Annotated in this window: 17 protein-coding genes; 11 read left to right on the forward strand and 6 right to left on the reverse strand. The window is 66.1% G+C overall.

The features are described 5' to 3' along the window. From ON44_RS37375 to ON44_RS37385, 3 genes are all read left to right on the forward strand, one after another. The coding region (locus ON44_RS37375; RefSeq protein ID WP_040699326.1) for a phytoene desaturase family protein at window positions 1-492 on the forward strand (492 nt) is incomplete at its 5' end. Between the two features lie 83 nt (window positions 493-575). Further along, the gene (locus ON44_RS37380; RefSeq protein ID WP_157187503.1) at window positions 576-932 is read left to right on the forward strand and encodes a hypothetical protein; all 357 of its coding nucleotides are present in this window, start codon (window positions 576-578) and stop codon (window positions 930-932) included. Beyond that, complete coding sequence (locus ON44_RS37385; RefSeq protein ID WP_040699329.1) at window positions 895-1,155, forward strand: hypothetical protein; 261 nt, start codon at window positions 895-897, stop codon at window positions 1,153-1,155. The genes ON44_RS37380 and ON44_RS37385 overlap by 38 nt, the downstream gene beginning before the upstream one ends. A gap of 10 nt (window positions 1,156-1,165) precedes the next feature. Here ON44_RS37385 and ON44_RS37390 read toward each other — a convergent pair whose 3' ends face one another. After that, a complete protein-coding gene (locus tag ON44_RS37390) occupies window positions 1,166-2,107 on the reverse strand; it encodes a class I adenylate-forming enzyme family protein (protein ID WP_051182887.1) in 942 nt (313 codons plus the stop codon). Between the two features lie 407 nt (window positions 2,108-2,514). On the opposite strand from ON44_RS37390, the gene ON44_RS37395 reads away from it, so the two are divergent. Both ON44_RS37395 and ON44_RS50960 read left to right on the forward strand, forming a co-directional pair. Further along, the gene (locus ON44_RS37395; RefSeq protein ID WP_040699330.1) at window positions 2,515-3,054 is read left to right on the forward strand and encodes a hypothetical protein; all 540 of its coding nucleotides are present in this window, start codon (window positions 2,515-2,517) and stop codon (window positions 3,052-3,054) included. A 235-nt stretch (window positions 3,055-3,289) separates the two neighbouring features. Continuing rightward, window positions 3,290-3,442, forward strand: coding sequence for a hypothetical protein (locus tag ON44_RS50960; protein ID WP_157187504.1), 153 nt, complete (start codon window positions 3,290-3,292; stop codon window positions 3,440-3,442). Between the two features lie 27 nt (window positions 3,443-3,469). On the opposite strand, the gene ON44_RS37405 is transcribed toward ON44_RS50960, so the two are convergent. After that, window positions 3,470-4,903 (reverse strand): gamma-aminobutyraldehyde dehydrogenase, encoded by a 1,434-nt coding sequence (locus ON44_RS37405; protein ID WP_040699331.1) that lies wholly within the window; start codon window positions 4,901-4,903, stop codon window positions 3,470-3,472. A 492-nt stretch (window positions 4,904-5,395) separates the two neighbouring features. Here ON44_RS37405 and ON44_RS37410 point away from each other — a divergent pair, with 492 nt between their 5' ends. Next, window positions 5,396-5,560 (forward strand): hypothetical protein, encoded by a 165-nt coding sequence (locus ON44_RS37410; RefSeq protein WP_157187505.1) that lies wholly within the window; start codon window positions 5,396-5,398, stop codon window positions 5,558-5,560. 396 nt (window positions 5,561-5,956) lie between these two features. On the opposite strand, the gene ON44_RS47415 is transcribed toward ON44_RS37410, so the two are convergent. Beyond that, on the reverse strand, window positions 5,957-7,867 hold the full coding sequence (locus tag ON44_RS47415; RefSeq protein ID WP_245567496.1) for a serine/threonine-protein kinase: 1,911 nt from the start codon (window positions 7,865-7,867) through the stop codon (window positions 5,957-5,959). A 1,081-nt stretch (window positions 7,868-8,948) separates the two neighbouring features. On the opposite strand from ON44_RS47415, the gene ON44_RS49030 reads away from it, so the two are divergent. Next, entirely contained in the window at window positions 8,949-9,155 is a 207-nt protein-coding gene (locus tag ON44_RS49030) for a TetR family transcriptional regulator (protein WP_245567497.1), read from the forward strand. A 206-nt stretch (window positions 9,156-9,361) separates the two neighbouring features. Here the strand turns inward: ON44_RS49030 and ON44_RS37420 are convergent, their stop codons facing one another. After that, window positions 9,362-10,243, reverse strand: coding sequence for an aldo/keto reductase (locus ON44_RS37420; RefSeq protein WP_040699333.1), 882 nt, complete (start codon window positions 10,241-10,243; stop codon window positions 9,362-9,364). Between the two features lie 162 nt (window positions 10,244-10,405). Here ON44_RS37420 and ON44_RS37425 point away from each other — a divergent pair, with 162 nt between their 5' ends. Both ON44_RS37425 and ON44_RS37430 read left to right on the forward strand, forming a co-directional pair. Beyond that, on the forward strand, window positions 10,406-11,323 hold the full coding sequence (locus ON44_RS37425; protein ID WP_051182889.1) for a helix-turn-helix transcriptional regulator: 918 nt from the start codon (window positions 10,406-10,408) through the stop codon (window positions 11,321-11,323). A gap of 297 nt (window positions 11,324-11,620) precedes the next feature. Continuing rightward, entirely contained in the window at window positions 11,621-12,352 is a 732-nt protein-coding gene (locus ON44_RS37430; RefSeq protein WP_040699334.1) for an SDR family oxidoreductase, read from the forward strand. A gap of 191 nt (window positions 12,353-12,543) precedes the next feature. Here the strand turns inward: ON44_RS37430 and ON44_RS37435 are convergent, their stop codons facing one another. After that, window positions 12,544-13,452: a cutinase family protein gene (locus ON44_RS37435; RefSeq protein ID WP_051182890.1), complete on the reverse strand. Its 909-nt coding sequence runs from the start codon at window positions 13,450-13,452 to the stop codon at window positions 12,544-12,546. A gap of 358 nt (window positions 13,453-13,810) precedes the next feature. Here ON44_RS37435 and ON44_RS37440 point away from each other — a divergent pair, with 358 nt between their 5' ends. Further along, window positions 13,811-14,131, forward strand: coding sequence for a GYD domain-containing protein (locus ON44_RS37440; protein WP_040699369.1), 321 nt, complete (start codon window positions 13,811-13,813; stop codon window positions 14,129-14,131). 327 nt (window positions 14,132-14,458) lie between these two features. Here ON44_RS37440 and ON44_RS37445 read toward each other — a convergent pair whose 3' ends face one another. Further along, window positions 14,459-15,568 carry an FAD-dependent oxidoreductase gene (locus tag ON44_RS37445; protein WP_040699337.1) on the reverse strand — a complete coding sequence of 370 codons (1,110 nt, stop codon included), beginning with the start codon at window positions 15,566-15,568 and terminating at the stop codon, window positions 14,459-14,461. 66 nt (window positions 15,569-15,634) lie between these two features. Here ON44_RS37445 and ON44_RS37450 point away from each other — a divergent pair, with 66 nt between their 5' ends. Next, complete coding sequence (locus ON44_RS37450) at window positions 15,635-16,315, forward strand: TetR/AcrR family transcriptional regulator (protein ID WP_040699339.1); 681 nt, start codon at window positions 15,635-15,637, stop codon at window positions 16,313-16,315. The last annotated feature ends 86 nt before the right edge of the window (window positions 16,316-16,401 follow it).

A 16,401-nucleotide genomic window follows, 5' to 3' on the forward strand; every position in this document is an offset into this window, starting at 1 on the left:
CTCGCGGGCAGCTACGGCGAACTCGCCGCCACGGAGCGGGAGATCCATGCCGGGCGGATGCCGCAGCGGCCGTTCGTGCTGGTCGGTCAGCAGTATCTGGCCGATCCGCAGCGCTCGGTCGGCAACGTGCACCCGCTGGGGACCTACGCGCATGTGCCCAACGGCTACACCGGTGACGCCACCGCGGCGATCATCACCCAGATCGAACGATTCGCACCCGGTTTCCGGGATCGGATCCTCGGCCGAACGGTCCGCGACACCACACAGCTGGCCGCGTACAACCCCAACTATGTCGGCGGCGACATCATCACCGGCTCGAAGGATATCCGCCAGCTGGTGTTCGGTCCGCGAATCACGTTGTCGCCGTACAGTATCGGGCTGCCAGGGATGTACATCTGCTCGGCCGCGACGCCACCGGGCCCAGGCGCGCACGGCATGTGCGGCGCCAATGCCGCGGACGCGGCGCTCGCCCACCTCCGGCGCACCGCCTAATCGGCTACCGCCGCAATCCCGACTGCGCCGAACATTTCGTCGCCGATCTGCGGCGGGCCACCGAACCGCACGGCGCGGCGGGGATGACCGCGACTGAAACCCTGAAGGAAGTTGCCGAGGAAGGTGACAATCGGCTCGATGTCGTTGTGGCACTTTTCGAAACCGCGCGGGTGGCCGAGGTGTATTCGCTCGGTCAGATCGCCTCGGAGCGGGTCGCCGTCGTCAACCGGTTGCAGAGCCTGATCGATGACCGCCGTTCGCTGGAGCGCCCCTTCCAGGAGTTGATCGAGCGGGCCCCGTGGCTGCTCGCGCCGGAGTGGACGCCGCTGGGCATGAATGAATCGCTGAAGCGGGTACGCGGCAGTTTCGAGCGTTGGTATCGGCAGCAACTACCTGTACTCATTGGACGCCTTCCGCAACGAAAATCAACGCATCGGTGAGCAATTCCCGCGCCGCACGCTGACCTTCATCGTCGATCACATCGACAAGCTGCGTCCCGCGTCGCTGTCGTCACAGGTCAGCGATCACCGTATCGACCGGACGACCTGGCGCGAACTACTCGATTCCACCCTGCGTGCCCACCGCGACTTTCTGGACCGGGTCTACACAATGCGTCTGGGCGAACAGTCCGAATCCGATGATGCTGGAGCAAGCGTTGGTTGATCGGTCCGAATCAGCTGGCCCGGCAAGAGTATTCCGACGGTGTCCATCTTGCGGGCGTCGGTGACCAGTATGAGCGTGCGCGTACGGGAACTTCGGAGACGTAGCCATCGATGATCGGTATTCCGTAGCGGCGTTCGAATTTGGTCAACAGTTCGATGTCGGCCGGAGCAGCGCCGCAGATGGCGAATCGTACCGATGCGGTGTTCGGCCGGATTTGGGCGGGCAGATCCGATAGCTGTGCATACATGGTCGGGATTGCGGAGATGTATGTGGCACGGCTGCGCTCGATCCGGTCGAAGAACGTCTTCGGGCTGAAGGCCACGGTGGCGCGGCCACCGGCGAGCAGCGGTGACATGGTGCCGACCACGATGCTGTTGACGTGGAACAGCGGGAGGTTCAGCAGGCTGTGGTCGGCTTCGGTGAGTTCGAATGCCTCGATCGCTATTGAGCACATGGCGTTGAGGTTCGCGTGGTCGACGGTCACGCTGTTGGGTTTGCCTGTGGTGCCGTTGGCACAGATGACCAGCGCAAGTGTGTCGTTGCGAGGTCGCGCGGGTTCGGTGACATCGGGATCTGCGGTGGTGAGATCGTCGGCGGATATGACGGCGCGGACCGGAGCGTCCGAGGTGGATGGCTGCGCGGTGATCAGGACCTTGGCACCCGTGTCGGTCAACTGGCAGTCGGCTTCTGCGGCGGTCAGCGACGGGTCGATAGGGGTTACCGTAGCGCCCACACGCCAGGTGGCGAACAGGGATACGACAAAGGCGGCCGTGTTGGGCAACATGATCGCAACCACGTCGCCGCTCGAGACTCCGGCGGAGCGCAGGGTAGCTGCGGCACGCCGCACAGAGTCGAGGAATCCTGTGTTGTTCAGGTCGGTGCTGTCGTCGGCCACGGCGGGTGCGTCCGGTGCGGCGGCGGCACGGCGGTCCGGAAGAGTCGAAAGGTTCATAAGCGGTCCTCAGGGGTACGGGGAATGACGACAACGGTAGAAATCACGCCGCCGCTCGGCACCGTCGTGCATGAACGAAATTCACCGCGGGCGTTGTCGCCGGAGGACAAATCCGACTCGCAATGCGCCGCCGTAGTAACCGGCATTCAACGAGCGTTCCTGCGTTGGCCGAAGAAACTCTCCGAATAGACCGCGATGCCGTCTCGGTCACGGCAAGCATGAGACGAACTCTCTGCAGATCGCCGAAAGGGGCGTCTCGTCTACCTGAGGTACTGTTGGTTCGGCTCGTGCGCTTCCGGCTTGGTGGTTGATGTGGGGCCGGTTCGAGCAGTGACGAGGCCCGGGTTTGCCACGCAACTCGAATCCACCAGCATCCGGACTCTGCCCCTTGATCGACAAAGCGGGACATGTCGTACTTCGATATCGCGGGCTACCAACCGCAGTGGCTCAGCGGCCGCCGCGCGATCGCCGCCGCTCATGGTCGGCGACTCCGGACGCTGGTCGGGCGCAACCTCAACCATGGGTGGCTCATCTGGGACCGCGACGACGATGAGTGGTTCGCTGATGGCCCGGTTTTGTTTGACTTCGACGGTGAGCAGGTGGAGCTCAATCATCAGAAGTTCGCTGATCTTTCCATCACCTGGAACACTATCGACCCTGTCGGGCAGGGCATTTGGTCGAGCGGCGATGACGATGACCCGGAGGTCCACACCTTTCATTTGGGCTGGCGGCATGACACCCGCCCGGAGTTGGCGGCCCTTGAAGGCAGGCAACTACAGGGGATCGAGTTGCTCGAGTGGATCGGGAGCGATGTTGCCAACGGCATGGTCGCGGTCAGTTTCATCTTTGCCGATGACCGGGTGACGATCAGCAACGGAATGGACGAGAACCTGCTGGAATTCGGTGCGCCGCCAGCCGGATATCGCCGCTATCAGCTGCACGACTGACCGGGAGTTCGACCCGCTAGACCTGATCGTCGGTTTCATCGACGAATACCGCCAGATCTTCGGCGTCGAGTCGATCCGCCGTGCGCTCTCGGCGCACGGGGTGCAGATCGCGCCCAGGACCTACCGCAAGGCTCGTCCCCGGCCACCGTCGGCCCCGCGACATCGCCGACGCTCACGTGGACAACCTCTGCGGGATCTCCGTGAGAAACCCGGGGCGATGTATGGGCGGCGGAAGGTGACCCGCCCTTGCAGCTACGGATTCAGCCCACGTCGGCGAGCCCAGGACGCGATCGCCGAGATCCACTACCTCGCCAGCGGCACCCATGCCTATCACTGGGTGTTCGAGGGCGACATCACGGTGGTCTCGGATTCCGTCCCACGCAAATGAGTTCGGAAGCGGGGCGCGGTAGCTGAACTAGTCGATCTTGGCCATCACATGCTTGACGCGGGTGTAGTCCTCCAGCCCGTATATCGACAGGTCCTTGCCGTGCCCGGACGACTTGAACCCGCCGTGCGGCATCTCGGCGATCAGCGCGGTGTGGGTGTTGATCCACACGCAGCCGAAGTCGAGCGCGGCCGACACACGGAGCGCCCTCGACACATCCTTGGTCCACACCGAGGACGCCAGCCCGTATTCGACGCCATTGGCCCACCGGATCGCCTCGTCTTCGTCGGTGAACGACTGCACGGTGATCACCGGGCCGAATATCTCGTTCTGGCTCAGCCGGTCGGCCTGCCGCAGCCCGCCGATGACCGTCGGCTCGACGTAATACCCGTGGTCGCCCTGCCGGTGCCCACCGGCCACGACCGAAGCGTGATCGGGCACCTCATCGAGGAAGCCGAGCACCCGCTGTAGTTGGTTGGCGTTATTGACCGGTGGCACCCAGGCGTTTTCGTCATGGGTGGGCTTGCCAAACGTCGTTGTGGCATTGTCGGCCTGCTCGGCCAGAGCCGCGGTCAGATCTTCGGCCACCGACGCGTGGCCGAGCACCCGGGTGGCTGCCGTGCAATCCTGCCCGGCGTTGAAATAGCCCGAGGCCGTGATGCCCACGGCGGCAGCAGCGATATCGGCGTCGGGGAACACGATTACCGGCGCTTTACCGCCCAACTCCAGATGCGTGCGCTTGAGGTGGGCTCCGGCCGACTCCGCGACCGCACGGCCCGCGGCCAGTGAACCGGTGATCGACACCATCTGCGGGGTCGGATGCGCGACCACCGCCGCACCGGTCACCCGGTCACCGGTTACCACGTTCAGCACGCCTGGCGGCAGGTGCTCGGCGGCCAGTTCGGCTAGCATCACCGTCGTCACCGGCGTGGTGTCGCTCGGCTTGATCACCACGGTGTTTCCCGCCGCGATCGCAGGAACAAACTTCCAGATTGCCATCATCATCGGGTAATTCCACGGCGTCACCTGCCCGATGACGCCGATCGGCTCCCGGCGGATCCACGATGTATGGCCCGCCAGGTACTCGCAGGCCGACTTGCCCTCGAGTACCCGTGCCGCCCCCGCGAAGAATCGGATCTGGTCCAGCATCTGCGGGATCTCTGCGGCCAAGGTGATGTGGTTCGGCTTGCCGGTGTTGCGGCCCTCGGCCGCAACGAGCGCGGCAGCGGCATTCTCCACCTCGTCGGCGAAATCCAACAGCGCCTTCTGGCGGTCCGACGGCGTTGTGCGCTTCCAGTCGCAGAACGCTCTGGCCGCCGCTGCGTACGCATTGTCGATGTCCTGCTCGGTGGACACCGGAGTGGTGCCGTACTGCTCGCCGGTGGCAGGGTCGACGAGCGCCATCGTCGCACCGCCGACCGAGTCGACGAGCTTGCCGTCGATGAAGTTCCGGACCGCTACCATGACGCCTCCTCGATTGCTCTGTTCAGTGGACAACTCTCTGACGTGGAACGTTTCACCCGCCTTGTATATGTTGACGTAGCGTCCCGACAAGATCCGCTCGTTCGATCACGATGCGAGCGCTATTTGGCTCGAGATCTTCGAGCGTTCTCGGCTGATCTCGAATCGTGGTCGAGTTCGTCGAGCGGCCGTCCGTAGGTTCGAAATCCGATCGGCCAGCCGGTCAGGGAGGGGCGGGTTTCACCCTGGGGTGGGTGTTACGTGATCCGTTCACAGACGAGGATTGGCCGTGTCCACGTCGTGATCGATACCGCGCCCAGGGAAGTGATGCAGATGCCTCTCGCTGTTCAGTTTCTGTCTTCTCGTCCCGGGACCGAGTCGCGGCCAGGGAGGCCGACCTCTGCCCCGCAGAACTCGGGCTCGAACCACGAATCGATCCCTCGGACGCCCGGTAGGCGAATGCGCTCGCGTGCCCGGCGCGGCATCCTGTTGTCGATGACCCTTACCGGTGGACTCATGCTGTTCGGCCCCAGCGTCTTGGGGATGTCGGGGTCGCTGCCGCTACCGGCACTACCGCCGGCCTCCGAGTCGTCGTTCGATGTCGGCTCGCAAAGCCACGGGCATCCGTTGATGCTCGCCTGCCGTCGCTTCGACTGCTGACTCAGTTCCCGACCGAGCGGCGCGGGTGGTTCTCCAGGTCCCGGAGGGGCGGAGGCTCCTGCGAGATCTATCCGGGGTGTCCCGGCCCCAGTCCCGGACCAGAGCGGACTGGCTGCGGGACCCCAGGCAACCCACCCTGTGACGTGAGCGCAGCGGCGTCGATGCCGGACACGGTTGCCCCAGCGAGCAACCGAAGCCCAAGAATCCATGGCCAGCCACTGCCCTGCCTGTGCTGGCGCTGGTGCGGATCGCCACGGACAGCAGTCGCCCGCCCGACCTGACCGAGTTCGCACGTCGCGTCGGCATCGAACACTAGTTGACTTCGTCAGTCCGCATGACGTGAGTTATCGACGTATGGTCGACGCTGGTTTGCCGACGCGGTGGAGACATCGGCGTCTACAGCGGGTTCCTTTTGAACCAATCGAACAATGCCAGATCGGTCTTGGGACGGTTGGAGGGGGAATCGGGACGGACGGACACAGCTTGAATGGCGATGTCGCTGTTCTGATCCAACGCAACGAGAGTCGGCAAGGGATCGTTGATGCAGGTGAACCGGCCGACAGTTGTGCCATTTCGAATCCACGGTTGCACCGGAACCGTTGCATCGTCGCACGCGCGCCCGACGGACCTCCTCATGACACCATCGAAAAACTGGGTCGCGATCGGATGGTTGGGGAATTGGAAAAACCTTGCTGTCGGCGCACCGGACTCGTTGCCGAAGCATAGAACGACGGCAGTCGCGTCGCTCTCGGGTGCCTCGTGTCGACAGTATCGTGGGTCGTAGGCTTTGGGCAGTTTGGCGATCAGATCGAGGTCGGCCTGGGTGTAGACGTCCGGGTCCTTCGGAAGGGTCCGGAATTGCGAATTCCCCTCTCCCGTGTCGTGCACTGTCCAGTACAAGCTGGCACTACCGCCCACCGACTCGGTGAAGGAGAAAACCGCCATGCTCATGGCCGCGTCATCCGTTTGGATCACCCCCGAAGTCGGTGGTGTCGTCGTGGCATTCGTGAAGCAGGCCATTCGCCCGACCTCTCTGCCGCCCCTCGTCGCGGGACCGTCGGGGCCGGGTGGATAGCCCGGACAGCTGCTGGTCTGTAACACCATGCCGTGATAGGCCTTGTCCAGTGCGTCGGCGCTGGGAAACAGGTAGAACTCCCCGCTCGGCACGCGGATTTCGGGAATCTCGTCGCAGACGAGATGGGCTTTCTCCCCCAGAATCGCCTGTGGGTTCACGTGGTGACAGATGCTGCGGTTGTACGGGTCTTCCAGGAGTTTCAGCAGGGTGACGTCGTCGTCGGTGAATTCGGATTTCGCTGCCGATACTGGGGTCGGTGGTGCGGGCTTGTGAAGCAACGGCCAGGCTCCGACGGCCACGACAGCCACAACGGCCGCGGCAGCGGCGATCCAGAGGCGTCGTGGCCGGCGCCTGGGCGCCGAGACGGATCTCGCCTCGGGTGTGGAGGTCGCCCGGGGTGCGGGATGCGCCGCCACGGTGGGATCGGCTTTGGATACGGCGAGAGGATTATCGTCTTCGGCGTCGCCGGGAGACGAGGCAAATGCGGCGTGGGCGGCAGCGGCCAGTTCGCCGGCGCTGGAATAGCGTTCATCGGGCGACTTCGCCATTCCGCGCGCGACGACAGCGTCGATCGAGACCGGGATTCCCGGTGCGTAGCTGCTCGTTCGGGGTGGAAGTTCGATCATGTGCGCCCGCATGATGGCGGCGTCGCCGCCGTCGGTCGCGTAAGGGCGGGTGCCGGTCAGGCATTCGTGCAACACGCACGCCAGGGCATACACGTCGACAGCCGGGGTGGCCGGGCCGGCTCGGAAACGTTCGGGTGCCATGTAGTTGAACGAGCCGATCGCCGATCCGGTCTGGGTCAGGCGTTCGTCGGTGTTCGTGTTGGCCAGGCCGAAGTCGGCCAGGTAGGCGAACCCGTCGTGGGTGAGCAGGATATTGTCCGGCTTGATGTCACGATGGACCAGGCCGTCGTGGTGTGCGGCGTCGAGTCCGGCTGCGATCTGGCTGATGACCGAGACAGCTTGCTCGGGCGGCAGTGGGCCGTGGGTTCTCAGCACGGTGCGGAGGCTGTCGCCATGCACGAGTCGCATGTCGATGTAGAGCAGCCCGTCGATCTCGCCGTAATCGTGGATCGGGATGACGTGGGGCTCCTGCAGCAGTGCGGCGATGTGGGATTCGCGCCGGAACCGGGCCCGATAGACCGGGTCGTCGGCCAGCTGTTCGGGCAGCACTTTCACCGCGACCACCCGGCCCTTGGTGGTGTCGAGTGCCTCGAATACCCTGCCCATCCCGCCGGAACCGATCAGCCGTCTCAGGCGATATTTCCCGAACGCCGACCCTGGCATCAGTGGCGGCCGTAGGTTGTTCACGACTGCCTTGCCTGCGTTGTGGGCGATCTGCGCAGGTTGGTCGGAATCGAGAATCGGCGCTTGAACATTGTCGACTTGCCGACTGGTCGACGACGCGGCTTCGGCCTTTTCGGCGAAAGCGCGACCCCGCTGCCACACGATCTATGTCCCTTCGCGTTCTGGTCCGACGGTGTTGGCTGGCGTGCTACGACGGCTCGGGTATCGACAGGCTCTCGCGCCGACACATCCAGCGAATGCCGGTGACTCACTGCTGATGTCGGCACCGTCTCGTTCCCCGGACCCGCCTGGAGGATTTGGTTCGCCGCATGTTGCGCGCCGCGTGCGGCACGCGGCCGGTACTGCGATCGCTCCGGCGAACGGGCAGCCGAAGAATGCCCGCAGGAACTCGCGTCCGGGCGGATACGGCAACGCCCGAGCGGCCTCCGGACGGCACGGTGGCCGGACCGCCACCGCCCGTGCGTCGGGGTCGAGTGCAAAGCTCACCGCCTCCGCGACCAGTTCGCGGCCCGCCGCGCGGACAAACGTCTATCGCGGTAGGCATCGGCTCGGTCGCGAACATCCGCGACAAAGGTGGACGGCATTCGTGAACTCCTGGGAAGCTGGTTCGTGTATCGACCCGCGATGGGTGAGGTCTGCCGCTTCGTTGTCGCAGCCTTAACGAGAATCTTCGGCGCAGGCGCTCGTCCCGGATAGCCACCATAGGTGGAGATCGTTTTCACCCCTGGGGCAACATCTCCTGCCCTGGGTGGCGGAACAGAACGGCTGGTGGGCGCCGATTCCACCGCGGTTGTACACCCGGCCGGTCCGCTGCGCGACGAGATTGCGCGCGCCCCCGGGTCCTTGTCGACGCTGGCCCGTTCGCCATGAATGAGACCGATATGAATGGCTGCATAACCCGGCTGCCAATTGGATGACCAACTCGGCGACCCGTGCCTCGGCGATCCGCTGCCGCCACACGGGGTCACGGTTCGGGCCACGCCGCCGCGCTTCAGTTGTGAGCATGCCCGCTGCCCCGCCGCGAAGCCCATTCGCGCTCCTCGGGGCGGCACTGGATACGTTCTACGAAAACGGTTTTCACGGCACGACCGTTCGTGACGTCGTCCGGCGAGTGGGTCGAACCGTGCCGTCACTGTATGCAGTTCACCCCTGCTCGGTCCGGGTCGGCGGAACCGGGCAGGAGATCGAAAAGTGCAGTGCTGAAGGGTAGTTCAACTCGCGGGAGCGGCTGGCTGCCGTGCGTGCGGAACCGATTCCTTACCCAGGGTTTGCGCGGTCAGCCGGATAAAGGACGATTCCCAGCGTCCCAGCGTCCCAGCGTCATCGCGCTGGGCTCGCCGATCGACCGCGCCGGGGCCTGCCGCAGCGCCCGCTTGCTCGGCTGGCACCGTCGTGGCAGGGACCGGCTGGGTTTGGTCAGGCTTCGGGAATGGGTCGGCCGTAGGTTTCCAGGGTGATGGAGTCGGGGTCGGGGCCGCCGCGGACGCCGGTGTCGAGGGCATCGATGGCGGCGAGTTGCTCGTGGGTGAGTTCGAAGTCGAATACGGCGAAGTTTTCGGCGATGCGGGCGGGTTTGGTCGACTTGGGGATGGCGGAGCGGCCTTGCTGCAGGTGCCAGCGCAGCATCACCTGGGCGGCGGTCTTGCCGTGGCGGGCGGCGATGTCGAGCAGGGTGGGGTCGTCGAAGCTGCGTTTGTCGGCGCCGCCGTAGGCGGTGATGCCCCCGATGGGGGACCAGGCCTGGCTGAGGATGGCGTGCTGGCTGTGGAGTTTTTGCAGGGCGGGCTGCTGGAAGTAGGGGTGGACCTCGATCTGGTTGACCGCGGGCACGACGCCGGCTTCGGACAGTAGCCGGTCGAGGTGCTCGGGCATGAAGTTGCTGACACCGATGGCGCGTACCCGTCCGTCGTTCAGCAGTTTCTCCAGTGCCCGGTAGGCGTCGAGGGTCAGGTCGAAGCGGCTGGGCAGGGGCTGGTGCAGGATCAGCAGGTCCAGCTGGTCGACGCCTAGTTTGGCTGCGCTCTTGTCGTAGGCGTGCAGGGTGGGTTCGTAGCCGTAGTCGCTGATCCAGACCTTGGTCTCGATGAACACCTGGTCGCGGGACAGGCCCGAGCGGCGGATGCCTTTTCCGACTTCGCGTTCGTTGGCGTAGGCGGCGGCGGTGTCGATGTGGCGGTAGCCCACGCCCAGCGCTTCGGCGACCGCGGCGGTGGTCTCCTCGGGGGCGGACTGGAACACTCCGAGCCCCAGGCTCGGCATGGTGACGCCGTTGTTCAGGGTGATTTCGTTTGCGGTCATACCCCCAAGGTAGGGAGGCCCCGGATCCGGTGACAGTCACCACCGGTGCCCCCTTGCAGCACCCCGGGTGCTCTGTACGCCCTTGCGGCAGGCCTGTCACCTGCGTTGACAGGTACTGGTAGGAACTGCCTAGCGGGTGAGGATCGGGGTTACCGTCGGGTCATGGACCTTCGAGGTGAGGTGGCGCAGTTCCTGACCGGGCTGCGGGCACGACTGAGTCCCGAGCAGGCCGGGGTGCCGGTGCTGGGCGGGCAGCGACGCGTTCCCGGGCTGCGTCGCGAGGAGGTCGCGCAGCTGGCCGAGGTGAGCACCACCTACTACACGCGTATGGAGCGCGGGAACCTGCGCGGGGTCTCCGACAGCGTGCTGGGGTCGCTGGCGCGCACCCTGCAAATGAACGAGGCCGAGACCCAGCATTTGTTCGACCTCGCCCGCGCCGCCACCGGCACCCGAGCACCCGCGCGGGCGCGCCGCCCGGCGCTGCGGGTGCCGCAGCGGGCGGTGCAGCTGATGGAGTCGATGACCGACGTGCCGGTGGTGATCCTGGGTCGCCTCGGTGATGTGCTGGGCGCCAACACCCTGGGGCGGGCATTGTTTCCCGACCTGTTCCCCGAGCAGGGGCCGCCGTTGAACCACACTCGTTACCTGTTTCTGGACGAGCGGGCCCGCCGGTTCTACCCGGACTGGGAACACAGCGCCCGCCAGGTCGTGTCGGCGCTGCGTCTGCTGGCCGGTCAGGATCCGGGCGACCGGGCGCTGACCGCGCTGGTCGGGGAGCTGGCCACCCATAGCCCCGAATTCCGCACGTGGTGGGCTGGGCACGCCGTGACCGTGCATGCCGGCGGCAGCAAGACCCTGCACCACCCTGTCGTCGGCGAGCTGACCGTCGCCTTCGAAACGCTGACCATGGCCTCGGCGCCGGGAATCCGCATCATCACCTACCTCACCGACCCCGCCACCCCCTCGGCCGACGCCCTGGACATGCTGCGCAGCTGGGTCGCCACCGACCACACACCCGCACCCGGCACCGCCCCGGCGCCCGATGTGCTCGAGGGCCGACGGTACCCGCCCCACCCATAGCAGGCGGCTGCCGACCTGCCCCCGGCGCCAGCCACATCGGTGGGCTGCGGCGCCGGTCCTCGACCGGGTTCTGCCGGGCCGAGGAGCGGCTTCAGGTGGGCCGCATGCGTGCCGATTGACCCGCTTTCGTTGCTACAGGAAGGATTGCGATGTCTGTCGGCCGCCGAGAAAGTCGAGATCCAGGGCGAGCGCTACCCCGAATACATGCAGCGCTGGATCAACCGCTGACCACCCCCAACCCACCCGGCGGCCTGTTACCCACGAGCCCGCCCCCCAACATCGACAAGGAGCATCCCCATGACCACACCCATCACGGGCCGCACCGCCGTCATCACCGGCGCCTCCTCCGGTATCGGTGAAGCCGTCGCCCGCGCCCTGCACGCCGTCGGCTACCAGGTCGCGCTACTGGCCCGCCGCACCGACCGCATCCAGGCCCTCGCCACCGAACTCGGCCACGGCGCGATCGCCATCCCCGCCGACGTCACCGACCGCGCCGCGCTCACCGCCGCGGCCGACCGCGTCGGCGACGAGCTCGGCCGCGCCGACGTTCTGATCAACAACGCCGGGGTGATGCTGCTGGGCCCGTTCTCCTCCGACCAGCGCGAGGACTACCGCCGCATGATCGAGATCAACCTGCTCGGCGCCATCACCACCACCGAGGTCTTCCTCGACCAGATCCGCGACGGTGGCGGCGACATCGTCAACATCTCCTCGGTCGCCGGCCGCACCGCGCGCCCCGGCAACGGCGTCTACGCTGCCACCAAATGGGGCCTCAACGGCTGGTCGGAATCCCTGCGCCAGGAACTGCTGCCCGACGTGCGCGTCACCCTGATCGAACCCGGCGCCGTCGCCACCGAACTGCCCACCCACATCACCCATACCGCAACCAAAACCGATGTCGAACAGCTGTACAGCCAGGTACCCGTCACCGCTGCCGACATTGCCGAAGTCATCGCCTTCGCCGTACAACGACCCAGGCACCTGGTCATCAACGAAATCCTGCTCCGCCCCGCCGCGCAATCCCTCTGACGAGAGCCGAAGGTGTCCAGATGAAGTAACCCAGGCAGCGCACGGCCCGCGGTCTTCGGCCAGAAGTGAACAAGCTATCGACTCGGTAGCGGCATCCGAGCCGTACTCGCCGCCGACACTCCGTCTGCCAAGGCGATGCTGTACAAGGCGCAATCCCGGCACATGTACGGGAAACCTTGCGGTGCAAGCGATTAGCCGCGTGCGGCGTCGATCAGCTGTTGGTGCAGCCAGGTCAGGGGGGTGGTGCCGCCGGGGCCGATCGCGTAGTGGGGGTAGCTCTGGTGGATCCCTGACTTCAGGAAATCGTCGATCTGTTTTTTGCGTTGTTCGTAGGCGGAGTTGTTGAGCTGGTCGTGGAGCAGGCCGAGACCGCCTGCGGCGAGGGCGTCGTCGATGAGGTTGCCCGCCTGCTGCTGATAGGTACCGATCTGGGTGGGGTCGGGGTTGGAGATCTGGGCGAAGAATCCGGCGATGCGAGCGGCGAAGTCGCCATCGGGGGTCGCGCAGTACAGATCTCCTGCGGCGCAGAAGGTATAGGTCTTGGGGGTGAGCCAGCCGAAACCGCCCAGGCGTGGCCCACCGGCGCCGGCGCCGACGACGGGCGGGCCGATCAGGTTGTCGGTGGGGGAGCGGCGGGGGTCGGATATCAGCCCGACCAATGCCACGCGGTCCGGTGCTACGACACCGAGTCCGGTGCCGATCTCGGCGGCGAGATCACCGGCGGCGTCGGCGCCTTGGCTGTAGCCCAACAGCGCGAATCGTGTTGCGCCACAGCGCTGTGCCATCGCGCTGACCAGGCCGCGGGTGTTGTCGAGGGCTTCGCGTTTGGAGCGGCCGTACACCTCGCCCTCCCAGGGGAACGCGGTCGCGGTGTAAGCGACGTAGTCGGTCTGGACGTTGCCGGGCAAGCCGTCGGCGACGGCGGCGAGCATCCCTTGGCCCGGTTCGGACTTCGAGGTCTCCCATGTGCCCGGAACGGCCACGACGTACATGTCGGGGCACTGCTGCGGGGCTGCTTGTGCGGTTGAGGCCACGCCGACCGGAAGGGCGGCGCTGACTAGTGCCGCGCACGCGGCGATGTTCTTCCATCGAGAAAACATCGTGTACTCCCGGGGTTTCACGGTCGAGGGCGTTGGCCGATCGGCGACGGTTACTTCGAGAGTGTAAAGGGCGTGTCGGGATAGCGCTGGGAGTAACAGGTCACTAGCGATAGCGCCATGTTCTGAACGGGATCAACCCGCTGGTCGCCAACATCGCCGGATCATAGCGGCGGCCGGCGGCATGCGCGTCCTGGCCCTGCGCGGCTTCGTCTTCTAACTCACCGTGGGCACTGAAACCGCAGCGGTCGCGGACCCTTATGACGGCAGTTCCGCCGCTGCCTGGGGTGGGGCCTTGCATCTGTGCTGTCGTAGCGGAACGATTGCCGGACATCGTCTTCGTCTATGTATGGAGGGTGATATGCCGAGGTTCTTGTGGGAGGTCACCTATTCGTCCGCCGGCGCGGGTGGGCTGTTGACGGAGGGTGGTACTGCCCGGCGCGACGCGATAACTCGAATGGTGGAAAGTATCGGCGGGACCGTCGAATCATGCTATTTCGCACTGGGTGCGCGGGATTTGTTCGTGATCGGGACGGTCCCCGACGAGGAAGCGGCTGCGGTGCTTGCGATTCAGACGGCTGCTTCCGGTGCCGCGCGATCGCAGTCCGTGCCGCTGCTGACGCCGGAACAGGTGGATGAAGCGGTGCACCGCACCGCGGAGTACCGGCCACCGGGCAAATAGCCGAGGATGTTCGTATCCGCATCGGTGCGGTTCAGTACGACTTGGGTAGTCGTGTGCTGGGCGACATAGTTGGGGATCATCTCTCGGCTGACCGGGGCGATGCGAGCAAGCGGGCCAACCCCATTGGGGGAGTAGCGCGCATTCGGCGCTGAGACCGTTTCCGCCGTGGATCTGGATTTGTCTGGTCGACGGCGGCCTCGGCGGCAACCGCTACTCCGACTCGAGCCCATCGCTGCCGACACCGCGGTGCGCCGAATACGCGAACGCGCCGACGGATTCGCCGACTACGCCACGGAGGCCGGACGGCCGATTGTCAGCGGCCACATTTCAGCCCGGTTGGAAGAACTCGAGCATTCTCCGGCTGGCGTCCGGCGACATCAGCAATTCCTGCATGTCCGCGGACATCCGGGCGGCAGCGCTGGTGCGTTCGAACATCTCGCGTTCGTATTCTTTGACGGCGGTGGGATAGTCGTCCGGGTGCGCGGCCAGTGCGAGACCGAGCAGGGCTCCGTCGAGCAGCGCCATGTTGGCGCCTTCCCCCACCGGCGGCATCAGGTGCGCGGCATCGCCGAGCAGCGTGACGCTCGGTGTCGACGGCCAGGTCAGGCCGATCGGGAGAGTGGTGATCGACCGTGGCAGGACCGTGTCATCGCAGGCGGCGATCAGTGCGATGAACCGTGCGTCCCAGCCGGCAAACAGCTCGATCAGCCGCGCCCGGGCGGCGGCCGGGTCGTCGAACGGGATCCCGCTGGTGGCGAACCAGTCCTCGGCGGTGTTGTAGAAGCTGAGGCCGATGCGAACGCGGCCGTCGCCGTTGCGCTGCGCCGCCAGGGATAGTCCGTTGCCGAGCACCCAGTAGTTGCCGCGCCCGACCATCGCCGCGAGGTCGGGGTGTGTGCGGTCGATGTCGGGAATGCCGACCTCGACGATGTTCTGGCCGATATGCGCCGGGCGAGCGTCGGTGAGTAGCGTGCGGACCCGGGACTGCGCGCCGTCCGCGCCGACCAGCAGGTCATACGTCGCACTGCTGCCGTCGGCGAAGTGCAGCACGCCATTGTCGGCGGACTCGAACGCGTGCCCCCAGCGCACCGCGTGGTCAGGAAGAGAGTCCAGCAGCAGGTTGCGCAGATCGGCGCGGTCGACCTCGGGTCGAGCGAGCGGGGCGTCGTCGGGTGTGTCCTCCTGGAGCAGCAGGGTGCCGTCCGGCTCGAGAAGACGCATGTCCTGGCCTTCGCCACGGGCAATCGCGTAGAACTGGTCGATCAGACCGGCCTCGCGCAGCGCTCGCTGGCCGGAGTGGATGTCGAGCATGCCGCCCTGACCGCGCGCACCGCGTGACGATTCACGTTCGTACACGACGGCGTCGATGCCGTTCACGTGCAGCACCCGGGCAAGGGCCAAGCCACCCAAGCCGGCTCCGACAATGGCGATGGTCATAGTTACCCTCGATTCACCGTATCAGTCGATACACTGTATCACTACCAACGCTGTATCGTCGTCGGCATGTTGGTGTGGGAGAGGCCGGAGCCGCCGGATCGACCGATGCCGGCCCCGCTGAGCCGGGAGCGGATCGTGCGAGCGGCGATCCAACTCGCCGATGCGGACGGCCTGGACGCGGTGTCGCTGCGCAAGGTCGCCGCGGCGCTGGACGTCGGACCGATGCGGCTGTACGGCTATATCGCCACCAAGGAGGAGTTGCTCGACCTGATGGTCGATGCGGTCCACGCGGAGATCAGGCCGGCCGGAGACGGTTGGCGAGAGGCGCTGCGTTCCCTTGCCGAAACCATCCGGCAGGCCGCCCACCAGCACGAATGGCTCGCCGACCTGCTCGGCGGGCGGCCCCAGCTCGGGCCGAACACGCTGGCTGGCGGAGAGGCCGTGCTGGCCGCGTTGGGCGGCGTCGACCTGGACACTGTCGTGCCGGCGGTCGCCGCGGTCAATGCGTACGTGATCGGTGCGGTACGCCGGGAGATCACCGAGCGACGCGCCGAGCGGGTCTCCGGGATGGACCAGAAGCAGTGGCAGGCCACCTACGGGCCATATCTGGAGCGGACCTTCGCCACCGGCCGATTTCCCGCGCTGGCCTCGGTCGTCCGCGATGGCCCTCACCTGGACGCCGACCAAACCTTCCAGAAGGGCCTCGACTTCCTCCTCGACGGCATCGAAGCCCACATGCGGCGATAGGCGGCGGGGTGCATACCGCCCGGAGGAAACAGCGGACCATCTCGGTGATCTGGTCGTGAGCGCCGGCCTGCCGAGCATTCTGGATC

It is taken from the genome of Nocardia vinacea NBRC 16497, assembly GCF_000308835.1.
Lineage (GTDB): Bacteria > Actinomycetota > Actinomycetes > Mycobacteriales > Mycobacteriaceae > Nocardia > Nocardia vinacea.